General features: G+C 66.0%; 28 protein-coding genes and 1 pseudogene. 16 read left to right on the forward strand and 13 right to left on the reverse strand.

All coding sequences use genetic code 11. The annotated features are described in order from the left end of the window. The 6 genes and pseudogenes from RM50_RS20955 to RM50_RS00030 form a co-directional block, all read left to right on the forward strand. Positions 1–371 (forward strand): annotated as a pseudogene (locus tag RM50_RS20955) (hypothetical protein); the annotation flags it as partial. A gap of 101 nt (positions 372–472) precedes the next feature. Continuing rightward, positions 473–1,264, forward strand: a complete 792-nt coding sequence (locus RM50_RS00010) for a class F sortase (protein ID WP_043448464.1) — start codon at positions 473–475, stop codon at positions 1,262–1,264. Positions 1,265–1,359: 95 nt separating this feature from the next. Next, complete coding sequence (locus RM50_RS00015) at positions 1,360–1,872, forward strand: universal stress protein (RefSeq protein WP_043448466.1); 513 nt, start codon at positions 1,360–1,362, stop codon at positions 1,870–1,872. 298 nt (positions 1,873–2,170) lie between these two features. Continuing rightward, positions 2,171–2,536: a metal-sensitive transcriptional regulator gene (locus tag RM50_RS00020; protein ID WP_043448468.1), complete on the forward strand. Its 366-nt coding sequence runs from the start codon at positions 2,171–2,173 to the stop codon at positions 2,534–2,536. A gap of 53 nt (positions 2,537–2,589) precedes the next feature. Continuing rightward, the gene (locus tag RM50_RS00025; protein WP_043448470.1) at positions 2,590–2,829 is read left to right on the forward strand and encodes a heavy-metal-associated domain-containing protein; all 240 of its coding nucleotides are present in this window, start codon (positions 2,590–2,592) and stop codon (positions 2,827–2,829) included. A gap of 42 nt (positions 2,830–2,871) precedes the next feature. Then, positions 2,872–5,157 carry a heavy metal translocating P-type ATPase gene (locus RM50_RS00030; RefSeq protein WP_043448473.1) on the forward strand — a complete coding sequence of 762 codons (2,286 nt, stop codon included), beginning with the start codon at positions 2,872–2,874 and terminating at the stop codon, positions 5,155–5,157. 50 nt (positions 5,158–5,207) lie between these two features. Here RM50_RS00030 and RM50_RS00035 read toward each other — a convergent pair whose 3' ends face one another. Continuing rightward, a complete protein-coding gene (locus RM50_RS00035) occupies positions 5,208–5,480 on the reverse strand; it encodes a DUF2277 domain-containing protein (protein ID WP_043448476.1) in 273 nt (90 codons plus the stop codon). A 210-nt stretch (positions 5,481–5,690) separates the two neighbouring features. Here RM50_RS00035 and RM50_RS00040 point away from each other — a divergent pair, with 210 nt between their 5' ends. Then, positions 5,691–5,954 (forward strand): WXG100 family type VII secretion target, encoded by a 264-nt coding sequence (locus RM50_RS00040; protein ID WP_043448478.1) that lies wholly within the window; start codon positions 5,691–5,693, stop codon positions 5,952–5,954. 96 nt (positions 5,955–6,050) lie between these two features. On the opposite strand, the gene RM50_RS00045 is transcribed toward RM50_RS00040, so the two are convergent. After that, positions 6,051–7,088 carry an EamA family transporter gene (locus tag RM50_RS00045; protein WP_052259859.1) on the reverse strand — a complete coding sequence of 346 codons (1,038 nt, stop codon included), beginning with the start codon at positions 7,086–7,088 and terminating at the stop codon, positions 6,051–6,053. 71 nt (positions 7,089–7,159) lie between these two features. On the opposite strand from RM50_RS00045, the gene RM50_RS00050 reads away from it, so the two are divergent. Next, a complete protein-coding gene (locus RM50_RS00050) occupies positions 7,160–7,705 on the forward strand; it encodes a CGNR zinc finger domain-containing protein (RefSeq protein ID WP_043448480.1) in 546 nt (181 codons plus the stop codon). A gap of 22 nt (positions 7,706–7,727) precedes the next feature. Here the strand turns inward: RM50_RS00050 and RM50_RS00055 are convergent, their stop codons facing one another. The 3 genes from RM50_RS00055 to RM50_RS00065 form a co-directional block, all read right to left on the reverse strand. Next, positions 7,728–8,105, reverse strand: coding sequence for a hypothetical protein (locus RM50_RS00055; protein ID WP_043448481.1), 378 nt, complete (start codon positions 8,103–8,105; stop codon positions 7,728–7,730). A gap of 99 nt (positions 8,106–8,204) precedes the next feature. Continuing rightward, positions 8,205–8,795 carry a hypothetical protein gene (locus tag RM50_RS00060; RefSeq protein ID WP_043448483.1) on the reverse strand — a complete coding sequence of 197 codons (591 nt, stop codon included), beginning with the start codon at positions 8,793–8,795 and terminating at the stop codon, positions 8,205–8,207. 66 nt (positions 8,796–8,861) lie between these two features. Then, positions 8,862–10,187, reverse strand: coding sequence for an MATE family efflux transporter (locus tag RM50_RS00065; RefSeq protein ID WP_043448487.1), 1,326 nt, complete (start codon positions 10,185–10,187; stop codon positions 8,862–8,864). A gap of 135 nt (positions 10,188–10,322) precedes the next feature. On the opposite strand from RM50_RS00065, the gene RM50_RS00070 reads away from it, so the two are divergent. After that, positions 10,323–10,757 carry a DoxX family protein gene (locus tag RM50_RS00070; RefSeq protein ID WP_043448488.1) on the forward strand — a complete coding sequence of 145 codons (435 nt, stop codon included), beginning with the start codon at positions 10,323–10,325 and terminating at the stop codon, positions 10,755–10,757. 138 nt (positions 10,758–10,895) lie between these two features. Next, positions 10,896–11,906, forward strand: a complete 1,011-nt coding sequence (locus tag RM50_RS00075) for an acyl-CoA thioesterase (RefSeq protein ID WP_043448490.1) — start codon at positions 10,896–10,898, stop codon at positions 11,904–11,906. Here RM50_RS00075 and dnaB read toward each other — a convergent pair. Beyond that, positions 11,903–13,285 (reverse strand): replicative DNA helicase, encoded by a 1,383-nt coding sequence (dnaB, locus tag RM50_RS00080; RefSeq protein WP_043448491.1) that lies wholly within the window; start codon positions 13,283–13,285, stop codon positions 11,903–11,905. The genes RM50_RS00075 and dnaB overlap by 4 nt on opposite strands. Positions 13,286–14,059: 774 nt before the next feature. Here dnaB and RM50_RS00085 point away from each other — a divergent pair. Continuing rightward, the gene (locus tag RM50_RS00085; protein ID WP_043448498.1) at positions 14,060–14,632 is read left to right on the forward strand and encodes a hypothetical protein; all 573 of its coding nucleotides are present in this window, start codon (positions 14,060–14,062) and stop codon (positions 14,630–14,632) included. A gap of 90 nt (positions 14,633–14,722) precedes the next feature. Here the strand turns inward: RM50_RS00085 and RM50_RS00090 are convergent, their stop codons facing one another. The 7 genes from RM50_RS00090 to rpsF form a co-directional block, all read right to left on the reverse strand. After that, positions 14,723–16,102 (reverse strand): hypothetical protein, encoded by a 1,380-nt coding sequence (locus RM50_RS00090; RefSeq protein ID WP_240471768.1) that lies wholly within the window; start codon positions 16,100–16,102, stop codon positions 14,723–14,725. A 150-nt stretch (positions 16,103–16,252) separates the two neighbouring features. Further along, on the reverse strand, positions 16,253–16,879 hold the full coding sequence (locus RM50_RS00095; RefSeq protein ID WP_043448514.1) for an FMN reductase: 627 nt from the start codon (positions 16,877–16,879) through the stop codon (positions 16,253–16,255). A gap of 102 nt (positions 16,880–16,981) precedes the next feature. Further along, the gene (locus tag RM50_RS00100) at positions 16,982–17,830 is read right to left on the reverse strand and encodes a PhzF family phenazine biosynthesis protein (RefSeq protein ID WP_043448516.1); all 849 of its coding nucleotides are present in this window, start codon (positions 17,828–17,830) and stop codon (positions 16,982–16,984) included. Between the two features lie 81 nt (positions 17,831–17,911). Continuing rightward, entirely contained in the window at positions 17,912–18,364 is a 453-nt protein-coding gene (rplI, locus tag RM50_RS00105) for a 50S ribosomal protein L9 (RefSeq protein WP_043448517.1), read from the reverse strand. Positions 18,365–18,381: 17 nt separating this feature from the next. Beyond that, positions 18,382–18,621 carry a 30S ribosomal protein S18 gene (gene rpsR / locus RM50_RS00110; RefSeq protein ID WP_003800144.1) on the reverse strand — a complete coding sequence of 80 codons (240 nt, stop codon included), beginning with the start codon at positions 18,619–18,621 and terminating at the stop codon, positions 18,382–18,384. A 127-nt stretch (positions 18,622–18,748) separates the two neighbouring features. Continuing rightward, positions 18,749–19,321 carry a single-stranded DNA-binding protein gene (locus RM50_RS00115; protein ID WP_043448519.1) on the reverse strand — a complete coding sequence of 191 codons (573 nt, stop codon included), beginning with the start codon at positions 19,319–19,321 and terminating at the stop codon, positions 18,749–18,751. A 73-nt stretch (positions 19,322–19,394) separates the two neighbouring features. Continuing rightward, a complete protein-coding gene (gene rpsF / locus RM50_RS00120) occupies positions 19,395–19,700 on the reverse strand; it encodes a 30S ribosomal protein S6 (protein WP_015939036.1) in 306 nt (101 codons plus the stop codon). 287 nt (positions 19,701–19,987) lie between these two features. Between rpsF and RM50_RS00125 the strand changes: the two genes are divergently transcribed. The 5 genes from RM50_RS00125 (at position 19,988) to RM50_RS00145 (ending at position 25,986) form a co-directional block, all read left to right on the forward strand. Then, the gene (locus RM50_RS00125; protein WP_240471769.1) at positions 19,988–20,710 is read left to right on the forward strand and encodes a glycoside hydrolase family 16 protein; all 723 of its coding nucleotides are present in this window, start codon (positions 19,988–19,990) and stop codon (positions 20,708–20,710) included. A gap of 289 nt (positions 20,711–20,999) precedes the next feature. Continuing rightward, positions 21,000–22,091, forward strand: a complete 1,092-nt coding sequence (locus RM50_RS00130) for a hypothetical protein (RefSeq protein WP_043448521.1) — start codon at positions 21,000–21,002, stop codon at positions 22,089–22,091. A gap of 13 nt (positions 22,092–22,104) precedes the next feature. Beyond that, the gene (locus RM50_RS00135) at positions 22,105–22,923 is read left to right on the forward strand and encodes a glycosyltransferase (RefSeq protein WP_043448522.1); all 819 of its coding nucleotides are present in this window, start codon (positions 22,105–22,107) and stop codon (positions 22,921–22,923) included. Then, positions 22,913–24,199, forward strand: a complete 1,287-nt coding sequence (locus RM50_RS00140; RefSeq protein ID WP_043448525.1) for a lipopolysaccharide biosynthesis protein — start codon at positions 22,913–22,915, stop codon at positions 24,197–24,199. The genes RM50_RS00135 and RM50_RS00140 overlap by 11 nt, the downstream gene beginning before the upstream one ends. Then, positions 24,196–25,986, forward strand: a complete 1,791-nt coding sequence (locus RM50_RS00145; protein WP_043448527.1) for a hypothetical protein — start codon at positions 24,196–24,198, stop codon at positions 25,984–25,986. The genes RM50_RS00140 and RM50_RS00145 overlap by 4 nt, the downstream gene beginning before the upstream one ends. The last annotated feature ends 4 nt before the right edge of the window (positions 25,987–25,990 follow it).

A 25,990-nucleotide genomic window follows, 5' to 3' on the forward strand; every position in this document is an offset into this window, starting at 1 on the left:
GCAACGGCAACGGCGGCGGCAACAACGGAGGCGGCAACGGTAACGGTGGCGGCAACGGCGGCGGCGGCACCGACACCGGCGGAGGCGGCGGATCCGACATCACCGTGGACACGAGCAGTGGAACTTCTTCGGCCGCTGTGACTCCGACTGCTGAGCACGCACAGCCCGCCCCTGCCCAGCAGAAGGCCGTGGCACCGAAGGCCGCGCCTGCCCCGGTCAGCGTGGGAACCAATCAGGGCTACAACGCCCAGACTGCGGTGGGAGCGCCCGACGGCTTGCCGGACTGGTTCGCAGGCCTGGGAGCGCTGGCTGCCGCAGGAACCGTGGTGGCAGTCCGGCGACGGTCGCGTCCGCTGCACACCGCCGGCTAGCCGGAACACCGCCACCACAGGTGGCCCTCTGACAAGGAAGGCGTCCTGCCAGTGCCCGGCAGGACGCCTTCCTTCCACCCCCGCCGACCTTAAGGAATCCAATGCGCCAGGACCGAAGCCGACACGCAGCACCCGTGCGGCGCGGCATCCTGCGGTGGAACCGGAGCGATCTGGCCATCCTGCTGTGCGGGTTCCTGGCCTTCTTCTCTTCAACCGTGGGTGCCCCCTTGTTCCACGCTGCACCACTGCTGTCGGCCGGCCCGGTCAGGGCGATTGCCACCGGCGGCACTGCTGCCAATGGCACGGCCTTGAATGGCACGACGCCGATCGCGGTGACCGGGCTGCCGGACACCGTGCCTGGGCATGACCTCACGTCGCGGGACCAGGCAGCACCGGCTCCACCAGCCGGCCCGACTGCGGCCGGACCCGCAGCAGGACCGGAGCTTCCGCCGGCTGCCCAGCCCGTGCGCATCCACTACCCCTCGGCTGCCGTCGACGTGGCCGTCCATCCACTTGACCTGGACGGCGAGGCCCAGTCCAGCCGGACTATCGAACCGCCTGCCACGAAGGATGCCTACTGGCTTTCGCTGTTTGGTGTTCCGGGCAAAGGCTCCGGGAACACCACCTACGTCATCGGCCACAGCTGGGAAGGTGCGGACGCCCCCTTCAACCACCTCAGCTCAGCGGCGGCCGTGGGCGACCGCCTTGAGGTGGAAACAGCAGCCGGAACCATCACCTACCAGGTGGACAGCATCACCACCTACCTGAAGTCCAGCCTGAAAGACAGCCCCATCTGGGACATGGTGCCCAACCGGCTGGTCCTTATCAGCTGCTACACAGAAGATCCCTGGGGCAAGAACGTGGTAGTCACTGCGTACCCGGCGGTGCCCTGAGCACCCCGGCAAATCCATCCCCGGCTGCCGCCCCGGAAGTTTGCGGGCCCAAGGTACCTGTTCCTGCCGGCCTGGACCGGCGGACAATAAGCCCCATGACATGGGAACACTTCAACGGCAATCCCCTGCTGGTGGGAATCATGCCCCAGCAGCACCCGGAGGTCCTCCAAACCGCCTCCGCGCTGGCCGCCCGGCTGGGCGCACCCCTGGTCTGCGCCTACGTGGACGAGGCAAGCTACCTGGTGGAGTGGGACCCGGACCGCTCAGCCCACCGCCTTTCCCGCCATCCCGACGCCGATGACGACATGCAGGCGCTGTCAGCGGACCTTACGGCCAAGGTGCAGTCCACCCTGGAGGCCTTGGCGCCCGGGGGCAAGATCCCGGAGTGGTCGTTCCGCACCCTCACGGGCGACCCGGCCCGCGCCCTCGGGCAACTGGCGGCCGAGGTGGACGCCCCCATCATTATCGTGGGCACCCCCGAACGCGGCTTCACGCACCGGCTTTCGGAGGCACTCAACGGCTCCGTGGGGACCTGGCTCAGCCACCACCAGAGCCGCCCGGTCCTGGTGGTTCCGTACCGGAAACCGGCCCATGAGGACCGCGGGTAAGCCGCGGGGACCGGATAAAACCGGCCGCTGAAGACCCGTTTAAAGTAAAGCGAAAGTAGTTATTCGCGGTGCTGGCGCAGTGGCCGTACCAGCCAGTAAGCTGATTCAAGCAAGCCCGATCCACCCAGGTGGAAGCCGGAATTGCCCAAAAGCTGCTCCGGAGTGCGTATCCCCCAATAACGCACTCCGGAGCTTTTTTATGTTCCCGATCCTTGCCGCACCATTCCCGGCCGCGAGCTCCCGAGATACCCCTGGGGGGTAGTTGATCTGATACCCCCTAAGGGTATATCGTCAACCCGTGAACGCTATCGAAGAAGCCGTCGACGCCGGAGCAGCTGAGCATTCCGCCGCGGCCGGTGCCGCTGCACCCCGTCACGGGTACACCGGAAACAAGGACGCGTACCTTCGGCGCCTGAAGCGCATTGAGGGCCAGGTGCGTGGCATCGCCCGGATGGTGGATGAGGACAAGTACTGCATCGACATCCTCACCCAGGTCGCCGCCGTCACCAAGGCCCTGCACGCGGTAAGCCTCGGCCTGGTCGAGGAACACATCGGCCACTGCGTGGTGGGTGCAGCCTCCGAGCCCGATCCCGATGCACGCGCCGAAGCCATCGACGCCAAAGTCAGGGAAGCCGCCGAAGCCATCGGCCGGCTCCTTCGCTGAACCCGCCACCCCACCACCCACCGGCCACCCCGGCCCACGAAAAGGAGCAAGCCATGAGCACCACCTCCCCCACCACCACAACCGTCAGCGTCTCGGGCATGACCTGCGGGCATTGCGTGTCGGCAGTCAGCGAAGAACTTGAAGCACTCGAGGGCGTCGAATCAGTGGACGTCGAACTGAACCCCGGCGGCATTTCCAGCGTGACCATCACGTCCACCAAGGATCTCCCGCACGCGGATATCGGGGAAGCCGTCGCGGAGGCCGGATACCTGGTGGTTGCCAACGAAGCCTAGGAACGCCGCCCGCCCCGCAAAGCCACCAACGGAAAGCTGACAATGAGCCACCAGGAACTGCTGCACCCGCCCGGCACCCGCGTCGTGGAACTCGACATTGAGGGAATGACCTGCGCGTCCTGCGTCAACAGGGTGGAAAAGAAGCTTGGCAAGCTGGACGGCGTGGCGGCAACCGTCAACCTGCCACTGGAATCGGCCTACGTCACGGTCCCTGACGGCATCACCGACGAACAACTGGTCGATACCGTCAATGCGGCGGGCTACAAGGCGAGGGTGCGGGAGCGGCGGAAGGCCGGGCCGGAGGGCAGGCCAGCCGACCAGAATGCTGCCATCCCCGCCGCGAAGCTCCGGCCGAGGCTCATGCTCGCCGCCATCCTTACCCTTCCCGTCTTCCTGGTGAGCATGGTGCCGGCATTGCAGTTCCCCAACTGGGGCTGGGCCGCGGCGGTGCTGGCACTGCCGGTGGTCACGTGGGCGGCCTGGCCGTTCCACCACGCGGCAGCCATCAATGCCCGCCACCTCGCCTCCACCATGGACACCCTGGTATCGCTCGGGGTGGCTGCAGCCTACCTGTTTTCAGCCTGGCAGCTGCTGGCGGATCCGCGGGTGACGGAGCTTCCGGGCATGGAGGCGATGTCCGGCGGCCTGTACTTCGAGGTGGCGTCCGTGGTGACCACCTTCCTGCTCCTGGGCCGTTACCTGGAGGCCAACGCCAAACAGAAGGCCGGCGACGCCCTGCAGGCCCTGTTGAACCTGGGCGCCAAGGATGCCACGGTCCTGCGCGGCGGACGCGAAGAGAACATCGCCGCCGACCTGCTGCAGGCAGGCGACGTCCTGGTGGTTCGTCCGGGCGCCAAGATCGCCACGGACGGCGTGGTGGTGGACGGCAACTCCGCCGTCGATGCCTCACTGGTCACCGGGGAATCGGTACCCGTGGAGGTAGGCCCTGGCAGCCGCGTCACCGGCGCCACCATCAACACCTCCGGCCGCCTGCTCGTCAAGGCAACCAGGGTGGGGTCCGAAACCACGCTGGCGCAGATGGCGCGGCTGGTGACGCAGGCACAAACCGGCAAGGCCCCGATCGCGCGCCTGGCGGACCGGATCAGCGCAGTCTTCGTCCCCGTTGTCCTGGGCCTTGCGGTCCTCACATTCGTGCTCTGGCTCCTCCTGGCCGGCCCGGATCCCGATGGCGGCCACCTGCGCCAGGCGTTCACGGCCGCCGTCGCCGTCCTGGTGATCGCCTGCCCCTGCGCGCTCGGCCTGGCGACGCCGGTGGGCCTGCTCACCGGTACCGGGCGCGGGGCCCAGCTGGGCATCCTGATCAAGGGCCCGCAGGTCCTGGAAGACACCCGTACCGTGGACACCATCCTGCTGGACAAGACCGGCACAGTCACCACGGGCATCCTTGCGGTGGACGCCACGGCGGCATTTCCCGGGTTCCGGGAAGAGGATGTCCTGCGGCTTGCCGGAGCGGTTGAATCCGCTTCGGAGCATCCGGTGGCGCACGCCATCGCCGCGGCGGCAGCCGCCGCGCCCCGTCCCGGGCAGCCAGCGGACGACGCCGGGGCCTTGCCTGCGGTGCGGGAGTTCAGTTCCGCCCCCGGCGGCGGAGTTGCGGGAACCGTTGAGGGCCGGCGGGTGCTGGCCGGACGGAGCGGCTGGCTGACCGACAACGGCATCGCCCTCGACGCCGGCCAGCAGGCACAGCTGGCGGCTGCCGAGGAAGGGGGCGCCACCGCCATCTGCGTCGCCGTTGACGGGGAACCTGCCGGCATCATCAGCCTGCGGGACGCCGCGAAGGAAGGGTCTGCTGCCGCCGTCGCCCGCTTGAAGGGCCTGGGCGTGCGGCCCATCCTGCTGACCGGCGACAACGCCGCCGTCGCCGCCCGGGTGGCTGCCGCCGTCGGAATTGCACCGGACGATGTCCATGCCGGCGTCCTGCCGGAAGGGAAGGTCCAGGCGGTACGGACGCTCCAGGCCGCGGGTGCCACGGTGGCCATGGCCGGGGACGGCGTCAACGATGCCGCTGCACTGGCCCAGGCCGACCTGGGGATCGCCATGGGGTCGGGGACGGACGTGGCGATCGAGGCCGCGGACCTGACCGTGATGGGGAACGACCTCGCCCAGGTTGCCCTGGCCATTGAACTGTCCCGGAAGACCCTGCGCACCATCAAGACGAACCTTTTCTGGGCGTTCTTCTACAACGCGGTGGGCATTCCGGTGGCCGCACTGGGATTGCTCAACCCCATGATCGCCGGCGCCGCCATGGCCGCCAGCTCTGTCCTGGTGGTGGCCAACTCACTCCGGCTGCGCAGCTTCGGCAAGTAGCCGCAGTCCCTGGTACCGGGTAGCCGCAGTCCCTGGTACCGGGCGAGGGCTCAGGCGGCGCCGTACCGCACCGCGGCCCGCGCCCGCGCCTTGGCCGCCTCAGCCTCCCGGTCCTTGGGCGGGGCCTGCGAGACCAGGGACTCCAGGAGGTGCTGGGTGATGTGGGCGATCTCGTGGACGGCCTCGTCAAAGGCCTCCTGGTTGGCCTTGGACGGCTTGGTGCTGCCGCTGATCTTCCGGACATACTGCAGTGCTGCGGCGTGCACTTCCTCGGAGGTGGCATGCGGCTCGAAGTTGTGGAGGGTTCTGATATTCCGGCACATACCGCCATGCTAGGCTCATCCAACGCCTGGGATCGACCCCTTTTTTGGTCCTTTCACGGCGGTGCATGGGGAGTCCGGCATGGGCAGGGCTGCCCATCGACACTGTTTGGGGGCCGGGATAGGTTTTAGGCAATGGATCTTCCGGATGAGCCGGGGGGCCGCTGGGGATGCCGATCTGGTTCGGATCCACGATTCAACAAGGAGAAACTGATGGCTATTTGGGGTGCAGACGTTGAGCAGCTTCGCCAGCTCGGCAGCAAGCTTCAGGCAGGAGCGTCCGAGATCGAGACGCAGAAATCCACTCTCACCAAGGTTCTGAGCAGCACCAACTGGGAAGGCCCGGACGCAACCAAGTTCCGCAATGAGTGGTCCGGTACCCACACCGCCATGCTCACGAAGGTTGCCGAGGCGCTGAAGGAAGCCGGTGCCCAGGCCAAGCGCAACGCCGAAGAGCAGAGCCAGGCCTCGCACTAGGCCTGCCGCCAGCTTGACGCGGGGCAGGGACACCGGTTGGTGTCCCTGCCCTTTTTTGCGCCCGACGGCGGCGCCTGGCTAAGCAGGCCCTCCCGCCTAAGGGACGGGCTCGACGTCGTTCGCATGTTCCAGCGGCGAGGCCTCCGCCCGCGCCGGGCTCCCGCCGGCCGGGGCGGCAGGGGCGCGGAGCTCGTCGAGCCGGACCAGGATGACGCCGCCCACGATGAGGACGCCGCCCAGGAGCTGGATGGCTCCGGGCAGTTCGCCGAGCAGCAGCCACGCCCACACCACAGCGAAGAGGACCTCGGTCAGGGACACGAAGGATGCCACCTTGGAGCCAAGGGACCGGGCCGCCATCACGCCGGAGACGTACGCCAGCACGGTGGCCAGGACCACCAGCCCCGCGAGCGGGACCCACCAGGGCGTGGTCCACGGCCCCAGCGTGGTGTCCGCCGCGCTGAAGGACATGGGCAGCAGGCCGGTGGCGGCGGCGAGCCACATGACGGCCGCCCCCACCAGAAGTCCGCCCGAGGCCAGCACGATGGGCGGCAGGGTGTCGTTTTCCTTGGCGGTGATGAAGAAATAGATGGCCAGGCAGACGGCGGCGGCGATGCCCCACAAAACACCCACAAGGTCCACCTTGACGGCACCGGTGAGGTCCAGGACCAGCACCAGTCCGGCCAGGGACAGCAGGGTTCCGCCGGCGGTCAGCACCCGGGGGCGGCGGCGGCTGGCCGCCCAGAGCCACAGGACGATGATCACCGGGGCCAGGTACTCCAGCAGGAGGGCCACGCCAACGGAGAGCCGGGCCACGGCGTTGAAATAGAACAGCTGGCAGGCTGCCACTCCAATAAGCCCAAACAGCACGATGGTCAGCCAGTTGTCCCGCAGCTGGTGCCACCGGCCCCGGAGCGCGGCCGCTGCAGGCAGGGCAAGGATCAGGGCGGCGCCGGTGAGGCGGACAGTCACGGCGGCGCCAGGGGACCAGCCGGTTTCCAGCAGCGCTTTGGCGAAGGATCCGGACAGGCCGAAGACGGCGGAGGAGAAGAGCGCGATGCCGAGGCCGGAGGCCAGGAAGCTGCTCCGCCGGGCAGTCAGCTCCGGGTTGGGGACGTTGTTGGCGGCGGCAGGCACCGTTGCCTCCTGTCAGGAGTAAAGTGGGGTATTGGTCATGACACTACGCTTCGGCGCTGTAAGGAGTCAACATGGTTTTCGCCCCTGACACGGAAGTGGCACTGCGGACGGTGGTGAACCTGATCAACACAGCCGCGAACGGCAGGGAAGGGTTGGCGTCCATCGGGGATCTGGACAGGTTCCTGGCGGCGGAGGGTTTCTCGGGCGCCCGGACCAGGGACGCCGCGGAACTGGAAAGCGTGCAGGAACTGCGCAGCCAACTGGCGGCGGTGTGGACGGCGAATGAGGATGCGGCCGTGGACACGGTCAACCGGCTGCTGCGGGATGCCAATGCGCTGCCGCAACTGACCAAGCATGATGGATGGGACTGGCATCTGCATGCCACGGCGCCGGACGCTCCCTTGGCGGACCGGATGAGCACCGAGGCCGCCATGGCCCTGGCCGACGTGATCCGGAGCAAGGAAATGGACCGGCTCCGCACCTGCGAGTCGGATGATTGCGACGCTGCTGTGCTGGACCTGAGCCGCAACCGGTCAAAGCGCTACTGCGATACGGGCAACTGCGCCAACCGGGCGCATGTGGCCGCCTACCGTGCCAGGCAGGCAGCTGCGGGATAGGCAGCTGGCCGGGCTCCCGGAGTTAGCTCCGGGGCGTGCCGTCCGTGCCGTCGCCCGGTGTGGGCGGGTTCTGGCTACCGGGAGCACCAAAACCGTGGGTGGTGCCGCCGTGGGATGAGGCGTTAGGTGCCGAACTCAGGTTTACGCCGGACCCCTTGCCGAGGTGTTCGGCATTCTCCTTGTAGCTCATGGAGAGCATCGCGGCGATCACCAGGGTGACGATAAAGGCGATGCCGGCGGCGGTGAAGGCGAGGTCGAAGCGCGGCGCCCGGGCACTTCCACCGGACGCGAAGATCAGGACGGCAACGAAGGCTACGACGGCCCAGAAGCCCGAGAACATCAGCGGACCCTTCACCGAGGTCCGCAGCTTGCGCGGTTTTCCCTGATGCTGGTCAGCCACGATGGTTCCTCCCTGCAGGCGGCGGATGCCGGCCTGGTGTACGAGTTGCAGTATTTGCGCCGGATATTTCTACAGAAAGTAGAAGGCGCCCCCCTTAGTTTACGGCTTTCCGGCGCCGGCACGGGCATCGTGCCGGAGCGTCAGTCCCGAAAGCACCCAGAGCACGCCGGAAACAATGGCTCCCCCGCCGGCCACACCAAGCAGGGCGTGGGCGCCAAGATTGATAAAGAACGGCAGCAGCAGTGCCGTCCCAATGCCGATAATCCCGGAGGCAATCCAGTCCCGGGCCAGGATATGCCGGCCCCTGTGCCGCAGGCCGCATACCAGCTCGACCACCCCGGCCACTCCAAGGCCCAGGGCCGCGATCACGCCGAACAGCAGGTCGCTGTGCAGGAGGAGCACCGCGAACCCGGCTCCAGCCAGCGTGGCGCCGGCGGCTGACAGCAGTTTGCCGGGCACCGATTTCTGGCCCAGACCCGCCGCCGGGATGGTGCCGAGGAACAGAACGCCGACAGCCAGGAGGTACAAGCCACCCGCCCAGCCCATGACCTCCACCGACGGAGAGGTCCAGAAGACCGTTACGGCACCAAAGACCAGGGCAGCCGCCGAACGCAGCAGGACCGGTTTCCAAAGGTCGGGGTGGGGGGTGGTTCCGGGAGCAGTACCCTCAGGGGTGGATGGTTGTGTCACCGGTCCAGTTTAGTGGGGGCTGCCGGCAGATCTAACCTGCCGGCCATTCCGTGCCGGCGGCGGGGGTCAGGCCGAACCAAGCACCATCCAGCGGTCGGACCGGGCCCGCAGGCCCAGCGTCACGGCCCGGGCCGCCATGTAGCCCAGCCCGAAAGCCACCCAGAGCCATCCCAGCCCCGGGGCACCGCCAATACCGGAAAGGGCAACCCAGGCCAGCAGCGGCGCGTAGGCGCCCAGGTTCACCAGTCCAGCCAGGGCAAGGTAGCGGGCGTCCCCTGCGCCGATCAGCACCCCGTCCAGCACAAAGACATAACCCGCAATCGGCTGCCCGGCAGCCAGCACCCAGAGGCCAACGGTAAGTACCGACTGGACCTGCGGGTCCGGCGTGAACAGTGCACCAACCCATGGGGCAACTGCGGCCAGGAGCAGGCCCGTCACTACGCCGAACCCCGAACCCCAGCGGATCATGGTGCCGGTCAGCAGCCTGGCCTTCCCAGCGTTGGATGCGCCAAGCTCCTTCCCAATCAGCGCCTGGGCGGCAATGGCCAGGGCGTCCAGGGCGAATGCCAGGAAGGAGAAGATGGTCATGGCCAATTGGTGGCCCGCCAGGTTGACCTCCCCCTGCGCCGTTGCAACCAACACCGTGGCCAGGATTGCGGCCCGCAGGCTGAGCGTGCGCAGCATCAGCCAGGATCCCACCCGGGCCATGCTGCGGATGCCCCGCCAACTGGGCAACAGGCCCACGCCGTGGCGGACCGCGCTCCTGCGCACCATCACCACGTAGACGCCCGCCATGGCCCATTGGGCAATGCTGGTGCCCACGGCGGAACCCACTACGGACAGTCCCAGCCCGTATACAAGCCACAGGTTCAGCACGATATTCACGCCGAAGCCCGCCGTGGCGACGACCAGCGGGGTCCTGGTGTCCTGCAGGCCGCGGAGCACCCCCGTGCCGGCGAAGATCAGCAGCATGGCTACCAAACCGGGCATGGACCAGCGGAAGTAGTCGACGGCGAAAGCGCTGACGCTGCCCTCGGCGCCCAGCAGGCCAATGAGCGGCCCGGCAGCAGCAAACCCGGCCGCCGCCAGGAGTACGCCAAGGATCAAAGCCAGCCACACGCCGTCGCGCCCTGCCGCAAGGGCTTTGCCCAACTGGCCGTCGCCCATGGCGCGGGCAACTGCCGGAGTGGTGGAGTAGGCAAGAAAGACCATGAGTCCGACGGCGGTCTGCAGCACGGCGGACGCAAGCCCTACCCCCGCGAGCTGGGCCACGCCGAGATGCCCCACGATGGCGGAGTCTGCCAGCAGGAACAGCGGCTCAGCCACCAGCGCGCCAAAGGCCGGGACGGCAAGCCGAAGGATGTCCCGGGCGGGGCCGCGGGTCCCGGCCATGGATGCGGGAGCAGGTTGTTGGGGCACGGAGCCAGCTTAACCTTGCCTCCGGTCAGCAGTTGCCGGTGATGACAAAGACCACATCCGGCCCCAATTTGTTGACACTTCAACTAATTATCCGGGAGAGTGAATGGCATGAACCATTCACGACTGACCACAACCGCCCTTACCGCCCTGCGCATCGTCCTCGGGTTCCTGTTCGCAGCCCACGGATGGCAGAAGTTCAATGAATGGACCATTGCCGGCACGCAGGCCTCCTTCGCCAAGATGGGTGTTCCGGCGGCCGACGTCATGGCGCCGGCCGTCGCCGTCCTGGAACTCGCGGGCGGTATTGCCCTGATTGTGGGGATCCTTACCCGCGTCGTGGCCACCCTGCTGGCCCTGGACATGCTCGGCGCACTCTTCCTGGTGCATGCCGCCGCGGGCGTCTTCGCCGCGAACGGAGGCTATGAACTCGTCCTGCTCCTGGCCGCCTCAGCGTTCGCCCTGGCACTCACCGGCGCGGGCCGGCTGTCCCTGGACCGCGCCCTCTTCGGGCGCGGCAACTCCCGCCTCTCCGCCCTGGCATAGGAACCCACACGCGTATCGCCGGCGGCGGCCGGCCACCCAGTCTTTCCCGCACTGGCGTGACCGGCCGCCGTCGGCCTTTTGTGTCGTTGGCCCGCCCGCCAACCGGCCGGTAACCGGGCCGCTCAGTAAGATCGCAGCATGACTGAGACCGGCCGCCGCAACTCCGTGACCCTCCGCTTCCTCGCCGCACCTACCGATGTGGGACACAGCGGATCCGTTGACGCCGGAACGGTGCTGGAGTGGGTGGACAAGGCGGCCTATGCCGCAGCGGTGGGATGGGCCAAGTCCTACTGCGTCACCGCCTACGTGGGGAACATCCACTTCGCCGATCCGGTCAACAGCGGTGACATGGTGGAAGTGGAAGCGACCATTGTCTACACCGGCAGGTCCTCCATGCACATCCGCACCGTGGTCTCCTCCGGCGACCCGAAAGGCGGGCCTGCCACCATGCGCAGCCAGTGCATGGTGATCTTCGTGGCCGTGGGAGAAGACGGCAAGCCCATCCCCGTACAGCAGTTCGAGCCCGCCACCGCCGCGGAAATTGAGCAGCGCGACCACGCCCTGGCCCGGATCAAGGTCAGGGAACAAATTGTCGAAGCCATGAATGGACAGGAATATACCGACGCCGGCACGGCCGAACGGGTGACACTGCGGTTCATGGCCGCGCCCACGGATGTGAACTGGGGCGGGAAGGTGCACGGCGGCATCGTGATGAAGTGGATCGACGAGGCAGCCTACGTCTGCGCGTCACGCTATTGCGGCAGGGACACCGTAGCGGTGTTTTCGGGCGGCGTGCGCTTCTACCGGCCGCTCCTGATCGGCCACGTCGTGGAGGTGGAGGCACGGCTGGTGTACACAGGAACCAAGGGCATGCACATCGCCGTCCATGTCCGCTCCGGGGACCCCAAGAGCCGTGAAATGAACCTCACCACCTACTGCCTGACGGTGATGGTGGCGCGCGACGGCGAGGGCAATTCCGTTCCAGTTCCCGCCTGGGTGCCGGTCAGCGGGGAGGACAAGCGGCTGCACGCCCATGCCCGCGAACTTTTGGAAATCAGGGGAACCGCGCCCGGGAACCGGCTGCCGAACCATCTGCTGGCTGCGGCAGGACAGGCCGGCGGGGCGACGGCTGCCGGGCCGCGCTCCTAGAAGCCTCCGCCGCCGGCGTCGCCCGCCATGTTGGCAAAACGGGAGTAGTGGCCCTGGAATGCCACCACGATGTCCTTGGTGGGGCCGTTACGGTGCTTGGCCACCAGGATGTCCGCTTCGCCGGCGCGCGGCGACTCCTTGTCATACACATCTTCACGGTGCAGCAGGATCACCATGTCGGCGTCCTGCTCGATGGATCCCGATTCACGCAAGTCTGACACCATGGGCCGCTTGTCCTGCCGCTGTTCGGAGCCACGGTTCAGCTGGGACAGGGCGATCACGGGGACCTGGAGCTCCTTGGCCAGGAGCTTCAGCGCACGCGAGAACTCGGAGACTTCCTGCTGGCGGGACTCCACCTTCTTGCCGGAACTCATGAGCTGAAGGTAGTCGAGGATGACCAGCTTCAGGTCATGCTGCTGCTTCAGGCGCCGGCACTTGGCACGGATTTCCATCAGCGACATATTGGGGCTGTCATCGATGAACAGCGGGGCATCATTCATCCGGCCCATGGTGGTGGCGATCTTGGACCACTGCTCATCCTTGATGGTGCCCTTGCGCAGGTCCTGCAGGCCAATGGTGGCTTCGGCGGAGAGCAGGCGCATGGCGATCTCGTTCCGGCCCATTTCGAGCGAGAACATAACGGTGGAAAGGTTGTTCTTGATGGCCGCGGAGCGGGCGAAGTCCAGGGCGAAGGTCGATTTGCCCACTGCGGGACGCGCGGCGATGACGATCATCTGGCCGGGGTGCAGCCCGTGGGTGAGTTCGTCGAGTTCGTAGAAGCCGGTGGGCACGCCCGTCATTCCTTCGCCGCGGTGGCCGGACGCCTCGATCTCGTCCACCGTGGACTCCATGACGTCCTTCAGCACCACGTAGTCTTCGGCCGTTCGGCGTTCCGCTACCGCGTACACCTCTGCCTGCGCCTGGTTGACCAGGTCCTCCACCTCGCCGTCCGAGCCGTAACCCAGTTGGACGATCTTGGTTCCGGCGTTGACCAGCCGGCGAAGGACTGCCCGTTCGGCCACGATCTCTGCATAGTAGCCCGCGTTGGCTGCGGTGGGAACGGTCTGGATCAGCTCGTGCAGGTAGGCAGGACCACCGATCCTGTTGATCTCGGCACGCTTGGTCAGCTCATCGGAGACAGTAACGGCGTCCGCAGGCTCGCCGCGGCCGTAGAGGTCGATAATCGCCTCGTAGATGGTCTCGTGCGCAGGGCGGTAGAAATCCTGGCCGCGGAGGATTTCGACCACATCCGCAATGGCATCCTTGGACAGCATCATTCCGCCAAGAACCGATTGTTCGGCGGCTATGTCCTGGGGCGGCTTTCGGCTGGAATCCGATCCACGGGTGGCCTCGACAGGGTCCAGATGCGCGATTGACAAAGCTGCCGTCCTCCATTTGTACCGGGCCTGGGCCCGGTGGTTTATCCTGCTCGCGGTCTTCCGGAAGCCGGACCCGCCACGTGTCCAGTTCTACCTTCAGGCCCTGACAATCCGGGTGCTGAAGGCGCCCGGTCCGCGCCCGGCCGGAGTTATCCCCACTATCCACAGCTTTTCCACAAAGGCAGGTGTGCGGTCTCGCTGCGGGTCCAAAACCGGGCCTGCAGGCGCCCTCAGGGGCGCTGAAGAACAGGTACCCCGCTACGCTAGCGGCAGCTGCCCCAGCGGCAAAGCCAGCATGCCCCGGCGGTTGTGGATAACCTGTGCAGTACCGCGCATAGCTTGTGCACAGCCTGTGGGGAAGTCTGTGGATACAGAATTTTTTTGTTCTTCCATATGGCTCTGACCTGCGGAAACACTCAATCCGACATGTGGAGTAAATATTTCTTTTGGGGAATTTCATCCACAGGCCGCGAGGAAGAGCCATCAGGGGAATGCGGACAGCGGAGCGCTTGCCGGGCCCGATTCGTCAAAGGTGGCGCTCCTCATATTCCCGCCGGGGAGTTTGATCGGCCGGGGGCTCTGCTGTATGCAGGAGATTGAATATTGCTGTGGATAACCGCGACCTGGATTAAGCTCTAGGTATGGGTGATCCTCCGGCACTGCCGGTACCCGCAACGCTGCGGGACGGCGCCTGCCATGGTGTGCGGCGGGTGGATGGACAGCACAACAACCGCAGCTGGCAAGGGCCAGGAAGTACAAAGAACGGCTCGTGAAATGGAATCCCTTGTGGTCCCCGTCCTGATCCTGCTCGCCGTGGTGGTGGCGGTCATCCTGGCCTACCGCGCCGTCCGGAACCGCAACGCGGCACATCCGGCCACTGCCCCCCAGAGGCGCCCAGGCCAAACGCCGCAGGAGGTGGCCCGGGCTGCGGCAGACAGGCTGTCCGAAGATGAACACCGCCGGCTCTATGCGCTGATCGCGCAGGGGCAGGCCATGGCTGCCATCAAGCTCTACTACGAGATCACCGGGGAAGGGCTGCGTGCCTCCCGGGACGCCGTAGGAGCCCTCGCAGCGCATCCCCAGCCGTACCGGAGTCCTGAGCCGGCGCAGCCGCTGCCGGAGGCGGAGGATGAGCCGCAGCGCTTCCCCTACCGGTACAGGGCCATTGCCAGCAAGGGCGATGTCACCCGGGAAGTGAGCAGCAATATGCTCAACGATGAGATTTACGGCAGGATCCGCACGTTGGCGCGCAATGGCGACACCGAGGCGGCGGTGACTGCCCTGACCCGCCACTCGGATATCTCCCCCATGCAGGCCCGCGAGTTCATCGAGTTGCTCGGCGACTGACGTGGGCCAGCGAACGTCAGCTCCGGGGCCGGCAGTTCCACCAGGCGGGCAACCGTGCAGGGGTTGGGCCGCGATGAGCTGGGCGACCGCCTATCCCGCCCCGCCAGTGGAATCGTAGTAGTGCCAGTACCGGCTTGTGGCATTCACATCAGCGAGCACCAGAAGTCCGCTGTTGGCCGTCCCCCTCGCCAGGCTGTTGACGTTCTGCTTCGTGGACGTCACGTTATGGACATACTGGTCGGCGTCCACGATGCGGGCCGTCTTGGAGGTCGTAAAGCTGATGTTGTCCAGCGGCGTGGACTTCTCGTAGATCGCACCACCCGAACTCGTGCAGACCCCGGCGTTCGTCGTGCCACTCGGTTTCGGATAGGTAGCAAAGGTACGTAGCTTGCGCGCGGCTTCGTCGATCATGACGATCACCCTGTTCGGGCACTCAGACACTGTGGCGATCGTGTGGGCAGACCATGTCGACGTCGACGTGTTCAGGTCAAGCAACTGGATCAGCGGCTGCGACGCCGAGGTGTATGAGGTTTTGATGGCAGCGAATACCTTGTCCGATGAGGCATCCAGCCACTTCAGGTTCATGTGGTCGTCACCGCTCCGCTGCCCCTTCACGGCCGCCACGGGAGTGGTCCAGGACGAGTTTGAAGCTCCATCAACGTGGTAGCTCCAATACATGCCATCGGTGCTGTCCCCCACCTGGCGGCTCCACATCAGGCCGATCTTGTTCCCGCTGAAGGCAATCACCGCCGAGTTATCGTCCACAGAGACGTTGCTGAGGGAGGCGGGATGGGCAAATGGTGTTCCCCACGTGGCACCATCGGTGCCTGTGACGTTCAAATAGATCCTGTTCCCCTGTTGCCAGGTAGCCCAGACGCGCCCGGTCGAATCCTTATCAATGGATATGGTCTCGACCTTTTGATTGTTGATTTGGGACGATCCCAGGCTCGTGTATGACTTGGTGCTCGAGTTGTAGCTGTAACGGCGCACGGTGGTGGGGAAGCCTGGCTCGGCCGGCAGGCCGTCATTGACGAACCGGAAGCTGGCGACATACAGCGTTTTCCCGTCCCACAGCACGTCATGGTGCGTGTTCGCCCGCGATTCCGTCACCACGCCTGTATTCGTCCACGAATTCGTGGAGGCGTTGAACCGGAAGATACGGAACGTGGAGCTGCCGGAGTCCCAAAGGTTCCCCCACCAGGTCCCGTCGTTGAACCACAGCGAGTTGGTCTGCCGCTTGGTGCCCGTGGGCGTACCCGTCCCACTGTGCGACGGGCCCTGGACCCCGACATCACCGGTAGCGGCAGACGCGGCCAAGGGCGCCACCAGGCCGGCAAGCACAAGCAGCAGCACCGTCAGCAGCGCCGGAAGCCCCCGCCGCGACCGACGCAAGGGGCGGCCCGAAGGACCGGCAAGTCCGCCTCTGGAAAAAGGCCAGGAGGCCCTGGCACCTGGATCATGCTCGTCCACACTGGACAGTGGATGGTCTCTCAATTTTGCTCCCCGGCGTTGATCTGTCAGTCAACCCCCAGATTGCCCAGTCTTGGCGGTGGGAGGATCAAAGACAAGCCCCGGGCGGCCCCCTAAACCGGGGTAAGCCGGCCCCCTAACCCCGGTGCGTCAGGAGTTGCCGGAAATGCCGGCCAGCAGTTGCTCAAACGGAAGGGATTCCAGCGGGGCGGCCTTCCGGCCGGGCTGCGGACCCTCCAGCAGTCCGGTGAGCTCGCCCGCTGCCCGTTCAATCCTGTTGGCCAATGATTGGCCACCCTCGTCCGCGGTCCCCCAGTCCTGGGGTCCGGCGAACACGCCGGTTGGTGTGATGCGCGTGCGAAGGTAGCTGAAGAGCGGCCGCATCGCGTAGTCCAGGACCATCTGGTGCCGGTCGGTTCCGCCGGTGGCGCCCAGCAGGACAGCCTTGCCGTCCAGGGACTTTGGGTCCAGCACATCGATGAAGGACTTGAACAGGCCGCTGTAGGAAGCGCTGAAGACCGGGGTTACGGCGATGATGCCGTCGGATGCCTCAACGCCGGCAATGACCTCTGCCAGCCGCGGTGCGGCATATCCGGTGACGAAGTTATTGGCGATGTCCACGGCCAGGTCGCGGAGTTCGACGACGTCCACGGCCACGTCGTAGCCTGCCGTGCGGAGCCGCCGCTCCGCAGCTGCGGCGAGCTGGTCGGCCAACAGGCGGCTGGATGACGGTACACCCAGCCCGGCGGAGAGGACGGTGAGACGGCGGGTTTCCATGGCATTCTCCTGATGCTCGTTCACTTCACTTACATGCATTTGCATTCATATCAGTGAACAGCCCAGGTCTGTGGAGTATTCCCGGGGCGCACCCGGCGCACATCAGAGCTGCACGGCGCCCTGGATGCAGGTCGTGGAGTGTCCGCCCACCCAGATGTCCCCGCCTTCGGCACTGACGTGGATGCGCCCGGCACGGCCCAGGGCCGTTCCCTGGGAAGCCAGATACTGTCGCGGCGCCCGGCCGCTGCCGATGAGCCACTGGGCGGCACCTGCGTTGAAGCTGCCGGTGACGGGATCTTCCACCATGGCGTCCCCGGGCAGGAAGGTGCGGACCTCAAAGTCGGTGTCGGCCCCGGGCTGGCGGGGTCCGATGACTCCTACCTTCAAGTCCCCCATCGCCGCCGTGTCCGGTTCGAGCGCCAGCACCTGCTCGCCGGACCGGAGGAGTACCCCGACCCATTCCGGCCCATTGACCAGCCACGCCGCGTCGAGGATCCCGGAGTCCGGCAGCCGCAGGGCCCTGGACAGCTGTTCGCGGACCGGGGCTTCGACTCCGCCGAACCGTGTCAGGGGCGGGGCCGCAAAAGCCAGCCGCCCGTCGTCGCGCTTGATCCGGACCAGTCCTGCCCGGCACTCCTGGACCACGTAGCCGTCGGACTTGGGCACTCCGCCTGCTTCGAGCCAGGCATGGGCCGATCCCAGCGTGGGGTGTCCCGCGAAGGGAAATTCCTCGGTGCCGGTAAAGATCCGCACGCTGTAGTCGGCGCGGGGGTCGACCGGCGGCATCAGGAACGTTGTTTCGGACAGGTTGGTCCAGTTCGCGAACTGCTGCATGGTTGCTGTGTCCAGGCCTTGGGCATCAAGCACGACGGCGAGCGGGTTGCCGCGGTAGGCGTCGCTGGCGAAGACATCCACCTGGTGAAAGGGACGGCTGCGGAGTGTTGGGGTCACCGGAGCAGGCTACCACCGCGCAAACGAAAGACCCCCGCCGCCGGAGTCCGGCGACGGGGGTCGTGACATGGAGTGGGGAAATTACTTTCCTGCCACCACGTCGAGTTCGATCACAGCGGCTACGTCAGCGTGGAGGCGGACGTTGGCCTGGTAGGAACCAACCGACTTGATGTGGGTGGGCAGTTCCACCTTGCGCTTGTCGATCTTGCCGAGGCCGGCGGCCTCAACAGCGTCGGCGACGTCGCCCTGCTTGACGGTGCCGAACAGGCGGCCGGACTCGCCGGCCTTGACGACCAGCTTGACCGGCTTGGCGGAGAGCGCAGCGGCCTGCTTCTGAGCATCTTCCAGGGAAGCGTGCTCGCGGGCAGCGCGGGCAGCCTTGATGGACTCAACCTGCTTCTCGCCACCCTTCGACCAGGTCAGGGCGAAGTTGCGGGGCAGCAGGTAGTTACGTGCGTAACCGTCCTTGACCTCGACAACATCGCCGGCAGCACCGAGACCGGTTACTTCGTGGGTCAGAATGAGCTTTGCCATGTTAGTTAATCCCTTCCTTAGCCGCGGCCAGCGCCGGAGTAAGGCAGCAGAGCAACTTCACGGGCGTTCTTGATTGCCTGGGCGATCTTGCGCTGTTCCTGCACCGTAACGCCAGTGACGCGACGGGCGCGGATCTTGCCGCGGTCGGAGATGAACTTGCGCAGCAATGCTACGTCCTTGTAGTCGATGACGGTGATGTCAGCGGCCTTCAAGGGGTTGGACTTTGGTTTGGGCTTACGGAGTTCAGCCTTAGCCATCGTGGAGCTCCTATTCTAGGGAGCCCGTGGATATTGATCCACGGGATGGTGGTGGTCCGACGGCGGCAGCTGCCTCAGGTGCCTTTCGGCACCTTGGCGGTCCCGGCGTCGGGCCTTTAGTGGGTGTTTAGAAGGGAGGTTCGGAATCGGGGCCGTTGCCCCAGCCGCCTGCGTTGGACACTCCGGGCGTAGCCCAGGGATCGTCCTGTGCAGCCTGCTGGTTGCCGCCGCCCCATCCTCCGCCGGAGTTGCCGCCCTGGTTTCCACCAGAGTTGCCTCCGCCGAAGCCACCGCCGCTGTTGCCGCCGCCAAAACCGCCGCCCTGACCGCCGGAGCGCTGGGTGCGGTTTACCTTGGCATTGGCGTAGCGCAGGCTCGGGCCGATCTCGTCGACCTCAAGCTCGATAACGGTGCGCTTTTCGCCTTCTTTTGTTTCGTAGGAGCGGCTCTTCAGGCGGCCGGTGACGATGACGCGCATGCCCTTGGTCAGGGACTCGGCAACGTTTTCGGCTGCTTCACGCCAGACCGCGGCGCGGAGGAACAGGGTCTCCCCGTCCTTCCACTCATTGGACTGGCGATCAAAGGTACGCGGGGTGGAAGCGATGGTGAAGTTCGCTACCGCCGAACCGGACGGTGTGAACCGCAGTTCCGGGTCATTGGTGAGGTTACCGATGACCGTAATGGTGGTCTCGCCTGCCATCTACTGCCTCCTTGTTCGATCCTGGGTGAAGAGTGCGTTTCCTGCGGGGTAAAGAATGAAAGATGCAGCTGAATTACTCAGCGACAACCTTCTGCTCTTCGGGGCGGGTGATCTTGGTGCGCATGATGGTCTCGTTAAGAGACAGCTGGCGGTCAAGTTCCTTGGCGGTTTCCGGCTTGGCGGTGAAGTTCACCACGGCGTAGATACCTTCGGACTTCTTCTTGATGTCGTAAGCCAGACGGCGACGGCCCCAGATGTCAACCTTTTCGATGGTTCCACCATCGTTGGTGATGACGTTCAGGAACTTCTGAAGCGACGGCTCAACGGTACGCTCTTCGACCTCGGGGTCGATGATTACCATCAATTCGTAAGGACGCATATGTGAACCCACCTCCTTTGGGCTAAGCGGTTACGGGATTTCCGTAACAGGAGGTTCATTTGCGATTCCGCGCCATGCCTTGCCGCCGGAACGGAGGCAGGACAAGCACAGACTTCACTATCTTAGTGCATTTGGCCCTGTTAGGCGATTCGCGCTTGACTCAAGGCTAGGTGCATGGTCCCCCTCTTAGCGCACCGGCACACGGCTATGTGGAAAACCCGGACCTCCGGGCCGCCCGACTGAGGATAGGGTGCCCAATCTGCCCCGGCAGCCCTATCATCTGACGTGTGCGCAGACACGTGATCGCCCTTGGGGCGGCAATGCTGTTGGCTGGGTGCTCCACCCCAACGGACGCGGCCCGGCAGGCTTCGGCCGCGTCCAGGCTGCAGTGGGGCGCGCCGATTGGCGGGGACGAGTTCAACTATGCCGGCGCACCGGATCCCGCAAAGTGGTCCGTGTACGACAGTCCCGGACACGCCGGGAACGGTGTTCGAAGTCCACGGCAGGCCACCGTGGACGGTTCAAAGCTGGTTATTTCGGGCACCAACGACGGGACCACAGCCGGCATGTCCGCCAAGTTCGGCAGCCAGGAGTACGGGCGCTGGGAAGTCCGGGCAGCCGGCTCCGGCGACGACGAGTACCACATGGTGGCAATCCTGTGGCCCGAAAGCGGAAATTGGCCGTGCGACGGCGAAGTCGATTATGCGGAGACAACCGGGGACTGGAGCGTCGTCAATTTCTTCCACCACTACGGCTGTTCGAACTCGAAGACCTCCGTCTCACAGGCCCTGGACCTCACCGAGTTCCACAACTATGCCGTGGACTGGTCCCCGCGGGGCATCGTGGGCTACATCGACGGCGTGAAGTGGTTTGAGGACAACGACCCCACACACCATCCCCCTGGTCCCATGCACCAGACACTGCAACTGGACTGGTTCCCGGACGGCAGTTCCAACGGCTCAGGCGAGATGCGGGTGGACTGGGTGCGCGTTTACGCCCCGGCCGGCTAGGAAAGGCACCCTCCCTACCCGCCGCCCGGACGGCCAAAACCCCCAATGTACCTAACGCCGGACTAACGGCTGTCCCGCCACCCCTGCCTCCCGCGTCACCACGTATTTCCCCACGTAGGAGCCGGGACAAAAGCGAGTACACACTACCGGTGTTTACCCGGGCCGCCTACCCTACGCTCGATTCTGCCGGCGGCGTCACGGCCGGGGTTTCCGGATTCGCCTAGGGGCACTGACGGATCGGGACCCGGGCCGGGCTCCACGGCCGACACCAATCAGACAGGGGAGGACTATGAGCACCAGGCGGACGAAGGCTCTGCACTTCGACATTCACGGCCGCGTCACCATCAGCGTCGACGCGAATGCCCCGGCAGCGAGGCAGCTTCAGAGCATGCTGGCATGCTTTGCCTCGGATACGGAGCGGCAGGCCGAGATCATCGTCGACGACCAACCGGAAGCCATGCCGGATGCAGGCCACGTGGAGCATGAGCTGGCGTACACAGACAACAGCGTGCGTTTCCAGGCCGATCGGGTCCAGGTGGTACGGGACGGAGACAATTGGCGCATCCACGGGCCGGGCGAGCTGCTGACGTCCGTGGTACCTGTCCTTGATGCGGCCATGATCGCCCGGGGAGCAGCAATGATCCACGCGGCAACCATGGCATACCGGGGCCATGCCATCGCGCTTCCCGCAGCCGGCGGAACCGGCAAGACGAGCACCGCCGCCAAACTGATGCGGCGTGAGGGCTGGTCCTTCATGGGAGACGACTGGGCGTTCCTCGCCGAGGACGCCACCCTTCTCGGTTATGCGAAGCCGATGTTCATCAAGCCGCACCACCGCGACATCTATCCGCACCTTTTCGAGGGCGCCCGCAAGCCCCTCGTCCCTTCCCAACTTTCCGGGACTGTCGGACGCCTCACCACTGTGGTCCACCCTTACGTCATCCGCTATCCGCGGCTGGCAGACTTCTCCCGGCGCTGGTCCCCCGAACACCGCATGGTCACCCCTGAGGCTGCGTTCCCGGGCCGGAAAGTAACCACCAAAGCCCCGCTCGCCGCGGCCATCTACGTCGAACGCTATGACGGTGCGCAGACTAGGGCGCTGGAACGGACCACCGACTGGATGGTCGACCGGATGATCGGCAACTTCCACATCGAAATGGCCGGCTTCTCGCAGCGGGTCGTGACGGGCCTGGCGGCCACCTCGGTCGTCCCATGGCGGGAGCACTTCGCGGCGAAAGGCCTCGTGTTGAGCAAAGCGCTCGACGGGCGCCCCTGCCACCTGCTGCAGGTACCCGCCGCCTACTCTGCGGACCAGGCGTCGGATGACATCGTCCGGCACCTTGATGAGCTGCTGCCGTCGGTCCTCGACGAGCAGGTGTGAGGGGGTGGACACGATGGGCCACAGCACAGCAGACATCACAGCAGTTGTTCCGGCCCGGAACGCCGAACACCTGCTCCCGGGCTGCCTCGACGCCCTGCGCCAGTCCGGTGTCGCCGAAATCATCGTGGTGGATGGACTTTCCACTGACAAAACCGTGGACATCGCCCGCGCGGCAGGTGCCCGCGTCCTGAGTGACGAGGGGCGGGGCCTGCCCTGGGCCCGGACCCTCGGCGTCCGCAGCAGCAGGACCCGCTGGGTCCTGCTGGTGGATGCCGACGTCGTCTTCGGGGCCACGGGGGTCGCGGACCTGCTCATCGAACTGATGGAGGACGGTTACGATGCCCTCCAGGCGGGACTGGAGAGCGTCGCAGGACCGGGTTATTGGGGCCAGGCCCTGGCGCACCACCACCGCACGGGCCGCAGCCGCAACTGGTTTGGCCTGGTGGCGACGCTGGTCGACAGGGACCTCATGCTGGCCCTGGGATTCGACGACACGTTCAAGTCGGGGGAAGACATCGAACTTCGCTGGCGGATGAGGCAGTCGGGGATGAAGACCGGCGTGTCCCAGCGCGTCTTCGTTGAGCACCGGTTCGCCGCCGACGACTTCGACTTCGCACTGGACCAGTTCCTCATGGACGGAACGGGGCTTGGCAAGATGGTCCGCAAGCACGGCTGGCGCGGTGCCCGCCTTGCCCTCCTGCCCGCCGCAGCGGCAGTCCGGGGCAGTGCGTTGAGCCTCGCTGCCGGACAACCCAAATGGCTGCGCTATTACATCGCCTTCTGCTGGTACAACTACGCGGGTATGGCGAGGGGTTTAGGTCGTGACGGCTGAACGGGAAATCGCCCCATCGGATGCCTCAACCGTCATCCGGCACTCCCCCCTGCGCAGTTCCATTGGCCTCGTCATCGCCAAAGCCGCCCAGACCGGTACGGGCTTCGCCTTCTGGATCATTGCGGCCCACGCCACGTTTGACCGGGAGGTAGGGCTCACCACGGCGGCGGTTTCCGCGGTGATGATCTGTACCCAGCTTGCAGTGCTGGGTACGGGATCAGCTGTCATCGTCTCCGTCGGCAGGGGGGAGGCTCCGGCCCGGGTGCTCGACACCGCCTTTGGCATCGTTGGGGTGGCGGGCACCGTCCTGGCCCTGGGCTATCTCGTCCTGGAAACGGTCGTATCGCCGGACACCGGTTCGCTGACGGTCCTTTTCTGGCTCATGTTCATCATGGCCGCCGTCACCGGGACCATGTGTACTGTGCTGGACCAGGCACTCGTGGCGTTGGGACGGGGCAGCAGCGCCACGCTGCGGTATACGGTGGGCGGCCTGGTGCCGCTGTTTGCGACAGCCCTCGTGGCCTGGCAGGCACACGGCGCCGGCGCCGACGTGCTCATGGCCTGCTGGACCCTGGGGTCTGCTGTTTCCTGCCTGATCGGCTTCATCCAGTTGCGCAGGCTGGTCGGTTACCGGCCCAGGCCGTCCCTCCACCCCGCCCGCGGGCGCCCACTGCTGATGCTTGGCATCCCCAACCAGCTCCTTACCCTCACCGAACGTGCGCCCGGACTGGTGCTGCCGCTCCTGCTGGCGCACCTGGTGTCGCCGGAGGTCGCTGCGTACTGGTACCCGGCATGGATGATGGCCTGGGCCGCCTACACAGCCCCCATGCTGATCGGCATCGTGCAGTTCTCTGAAGGAGTCCGTGAGCCGGGGCGCCTGGCCGCAACCACCTGGGCGAGTTTCCGCTGGTCGCTTGTCATCGGAAGCCTCGCCGCCGTCGTCCTCATCGTCTTCGCGCACCCGTTGCTCCATCTTCTTGGAGACAGGTACGCCAACGCGTCCACCGTGGCCCTCCGGCTGCTGGCCGCCGGGCTGGTGGCCTACGCCGTGCTGCAGGCCTACAACTCCGTGTGCAGGGTCCTCGGACTCTATACCGAGGCAATCGCGGTCGGCGTGGTCCTCGGCGCCGCCCTCTGCATCTCGGCATTGGTGGCCGCCGCACAGGGCTCCAGCGCCATGGCCCTCGCGTGGCTGGTGGTGCTCTCCGTCGGGGCCGTCGCGATCGGCCTCCGGCTTCTCGCCATTCTCCGCCGCGTGAAAAAGGAGGCAACATGACCAGCACGCTCAAGGAGACCATCCCTCCGCTGGCAAAGTGGAAGGCCCGTGATATCTGGTGCGCAGTGGCGGGCGCTTTCGCACTCGCCCTTGCGGCCTGGTCCGCATCAACGGTGGCCCTGCCCGTCAACAGCGACCTGGGGCTCATCGGGGTGCTGCCCTACCCGTTCTGGGCAGCCGTCCTGATCCTGAACGTCACCTTCGTGGTGGCACTGCGGGGAGACGCGGCAGGCCCGGCACGCAGCCCCGTCATGGTGTGGCTGGTCGCGGTACAGGTGCTGGTGCTCTTCGGCACCGCAGCCTTCGTCACGGATGTACCGCGGGGCGAAGTCGCCTTCCGCCACCTGGGCATCGCCGACGCCCTCTCGCACAACGTGGGCATCGACCCCAACATCGATGCGTACTTCAACTGGCCAGGCTTCTTCGCCCTGGTGGCAACCGTCCTTGGGGCCTCGGGCCTGAACCCGGTGAGCGTTGCCCTCTGGGCACCCGTCTTTAACGTGGCACTCTGGCTGGTGGCCGTAGCAGTGGTGACGCGGTACCTGACGAAGGATCAGCGCCGGCGGTGGCTGGTGCTGTGGCTCTTCTGCCTCGGCAACTGGCAGGACCAGGACTACCTCTCACCACAGGCCTTCGGCTTCTTCCTGTACCTCGTCGTCATCGCCCTCGTCCTTGGCCCCCTGGCCGCCAACGCCCCCCATTTCCGCGGCTTCCGCCGGGGCAACCTCACGGCGTGGTGGCGCGCCCGCACTCCCGCCGATTCCCGGCCCGGCCACCGCGTGAGCGCACTGGCCATAACGCTCCTGCTGATCGTGGTCATTTCCGCGAGCCACCAGCTGACGCCGTTCATGGCGCTCATCGCCCTGACCGCCCTGACCCTGGCCGGACGCGTCTGGCCGGGACGGCTCGCGCTGATTGCCGGCGTCGTGCTGGTCCTCTGGCTCGCCTACCCCGCCAGCACCTACCTTGCCGGCCATCCGCCCCTGGCAGACGCGGGCCTCCAGACCGCCATTGAAGCGAACGTCGTGGACCGCACGAACGGGACGGCAGGACATGTGCTGGTGGTGCAGATCCGGATGGCCCTGACCCTCCTGCTCTGGACCCTGGCTGCCATCGGCATGTTCCGCGACTGGCGCCGGGGACACCTCGACATCCGCGTGCTCCTCCTCGCTGTCACCCCCTTGCTGCTCTTCCCCGCGCAGTCCTATGGCGGGGAGATGCTGATCCGTATTTCCCTGTTCGCCCTTCCCTTCGTTGCCCTGCAGGCGTGCTCGGTCCTGCTCCCGGCGGAGGGAAGGGGGATGGGGGTTAATCGGCCCTCGCGCCTGGCTGCCGGAGCATTCGTGCTGACCTTCTTCCTGATGGCCGGCATGACGGTCACCGGCCGGTTCGGAAACGCTCAGTACGACGTCTTCACCAACGCTGAGATCGACGCGGTCAACACGGTGGACCACCTCGCACCGGACGGTGCAGCCATCATCTCGGCTGCCCACCCAACTCCCTGGCGCAACCAGGATTACCTGGGCCACCGGTACCGGACCATCGAGGACCTCTGCCCCTCCGACTTGACGGCCGGGACATGCGGACCCCTCATCTACGCCTACGCCCGGCATAACGTGGCGGGCGGATACCTGGTGCTGCTGCGCTCATCGGAATCGAGCCTGATAGTGCAGGGCCAAACCACCACGCAAGGCTTTGATGAGCTGGAAAACTGGCTCAGCGACCAGGACGGAGTAAACCTCGTGTTCAGTAACAGCGACGCGCGCGTCTACCGGGTGGGGCCATGAACTG

The organism is Pseudarthrobacter phenanthrenivorans, assembly GCF_000813845.1.
GTDB classification, from domain to species: Bacteria; Actinomycetota; Actinomycetes; order Actinomycetales; family Micrococcaceae; genus Arthrobacter; species Arthrobacter phenanthrenivorans_B.

Bases quoted from the DNA above. Each gene is read 5' to 3' on its own strand.
- RM50_RS00095 (WP_043448514.1), bottom strand. From the start codon at position 16,879: ATGGAAACCCGCCGTCTCACCGTCCTCTCCGCCGGGCTGGGTGTACCG.
- RM50_RS00050 (WP_043448480.1), top strand. From the start codon at position 7,160: ATGGTTTTCGCCCCTGACACGGAAGTGGCACTGCGGACGGTGGTGAAC.
- RM50_RS00065 (WP_043448487.1), bottom strand. From the start codon at position 10,187: ATGGCCGGGACCCGCGGCCCCGCCCGGGACATCCTTCGGCTTGCCGTC.
- RM50_RS00145 (WP_043448527.1), top strand. From the start codon at position 24,196: ATGACCAGCACGCTCAAGGAGACCATCCCTCCGCTGGCAAAGTGGAAG.
- rplI (WP_043448517.1), bottom strand. From the start codon at position 18,364: ATGGCAAAGCTCATTCTGACCCACGAAGTAACCGGTCTCGGTGCTGCC.
- RM50_RS00030 (WP_043448473.1), top strand. From the start codon at position 2,872: ATGAGCCACCAGGAACTGCTGCACCCGCCCGGCACCCGCGTCGTGGAA.
- RM50_RS00070 (WP_043448488.1), top strand. From the start codon at position 10,323: ATGAACCATTCACGACTGACCACAACCGCCCTTACCGCCCTGCGCATC.
- RM50_RS00075 (WP_043448490.1), top strand. From the start codon at position 10,896: ATGACTGAGACCGGCCGCCGCAACTCCGTGACCCTCCGCTTCCTCGCC.
- rpsF (WP_015939036.1), bottom strand. From the start codon at position 19,700: ATGCGTCCTTACGAATTGATGGTAATCATCGACCCCGAGGTCGAAGAG.
- RM50_RS00130 (WP_043448521.1), top strand. From the start codon at position 21,000: ATGAGCACCAGGCGGACGAAGGCTCTGCACTTCGACATTCACGGCCGC.
- rpsR (WP_003800144.1), bottom strand. From the start codon at position 18,621: ATGGCTAAGGCTGAACTCCGTAAGCCCAAACCAAAGTCCAACCCCTTG.
- RM50_RS00040 (WP_043448478.1), top strand. From the start codon at position 5,691: ATGGCTATTTGGGGTGCAGACGTTGAGCAGCTTCGCCAGCTCGGCAGC.
- RM50_RS00085 (WP_043448498.1), top strand. From the start codon at position 14,060: ATGGAATCCCTTGTGGTCCCCGTCCTGATCCTGCTCGCCGTGGTGGTG.
- RM50_RS00135 (WP_043448522.1), top strand. From the start codon at position 22,105: ATGGGCCACAGCACAGCAGACATCACAGCAGTTGTTCCGGCCCGGAAC.
- RM50_RS00025 (WP_043448470.1), top strand. From the start codon at position 2,590: ATGAGCACCACCTCCCCCACCACCACAACCGTCAGCGTCTCGGGCATG.
- RM50_RS00115 (WP_043448519.1), bottom strand. From the start codon at position 19,321: ATGGCAGGCGAGACCACCATTACGGTCATCGGTAACCTCACCAATGAC.
- RM50_RS00015 (WP_043448466.1), top strand. From the start codon at position 1,360: ATGACATGGGAACACTTCAACGGCAATCCCCTGCTGGTGGGAATCATG.
- RM50_RS00010 (WP_043448464.1), top strand. From the start codon at position 473: ATGCGCCAGGACCGAAGCCGACACGCAGCACCCGTGCGGCGCGGCATC.
- RM50_RS00035 (WP_043448476.1), bottom strand. From the start codon at position 5,480: ATGTGCCGGAATATCAGAACCCTCCACAACTTCGAGCCGCATGCCACC.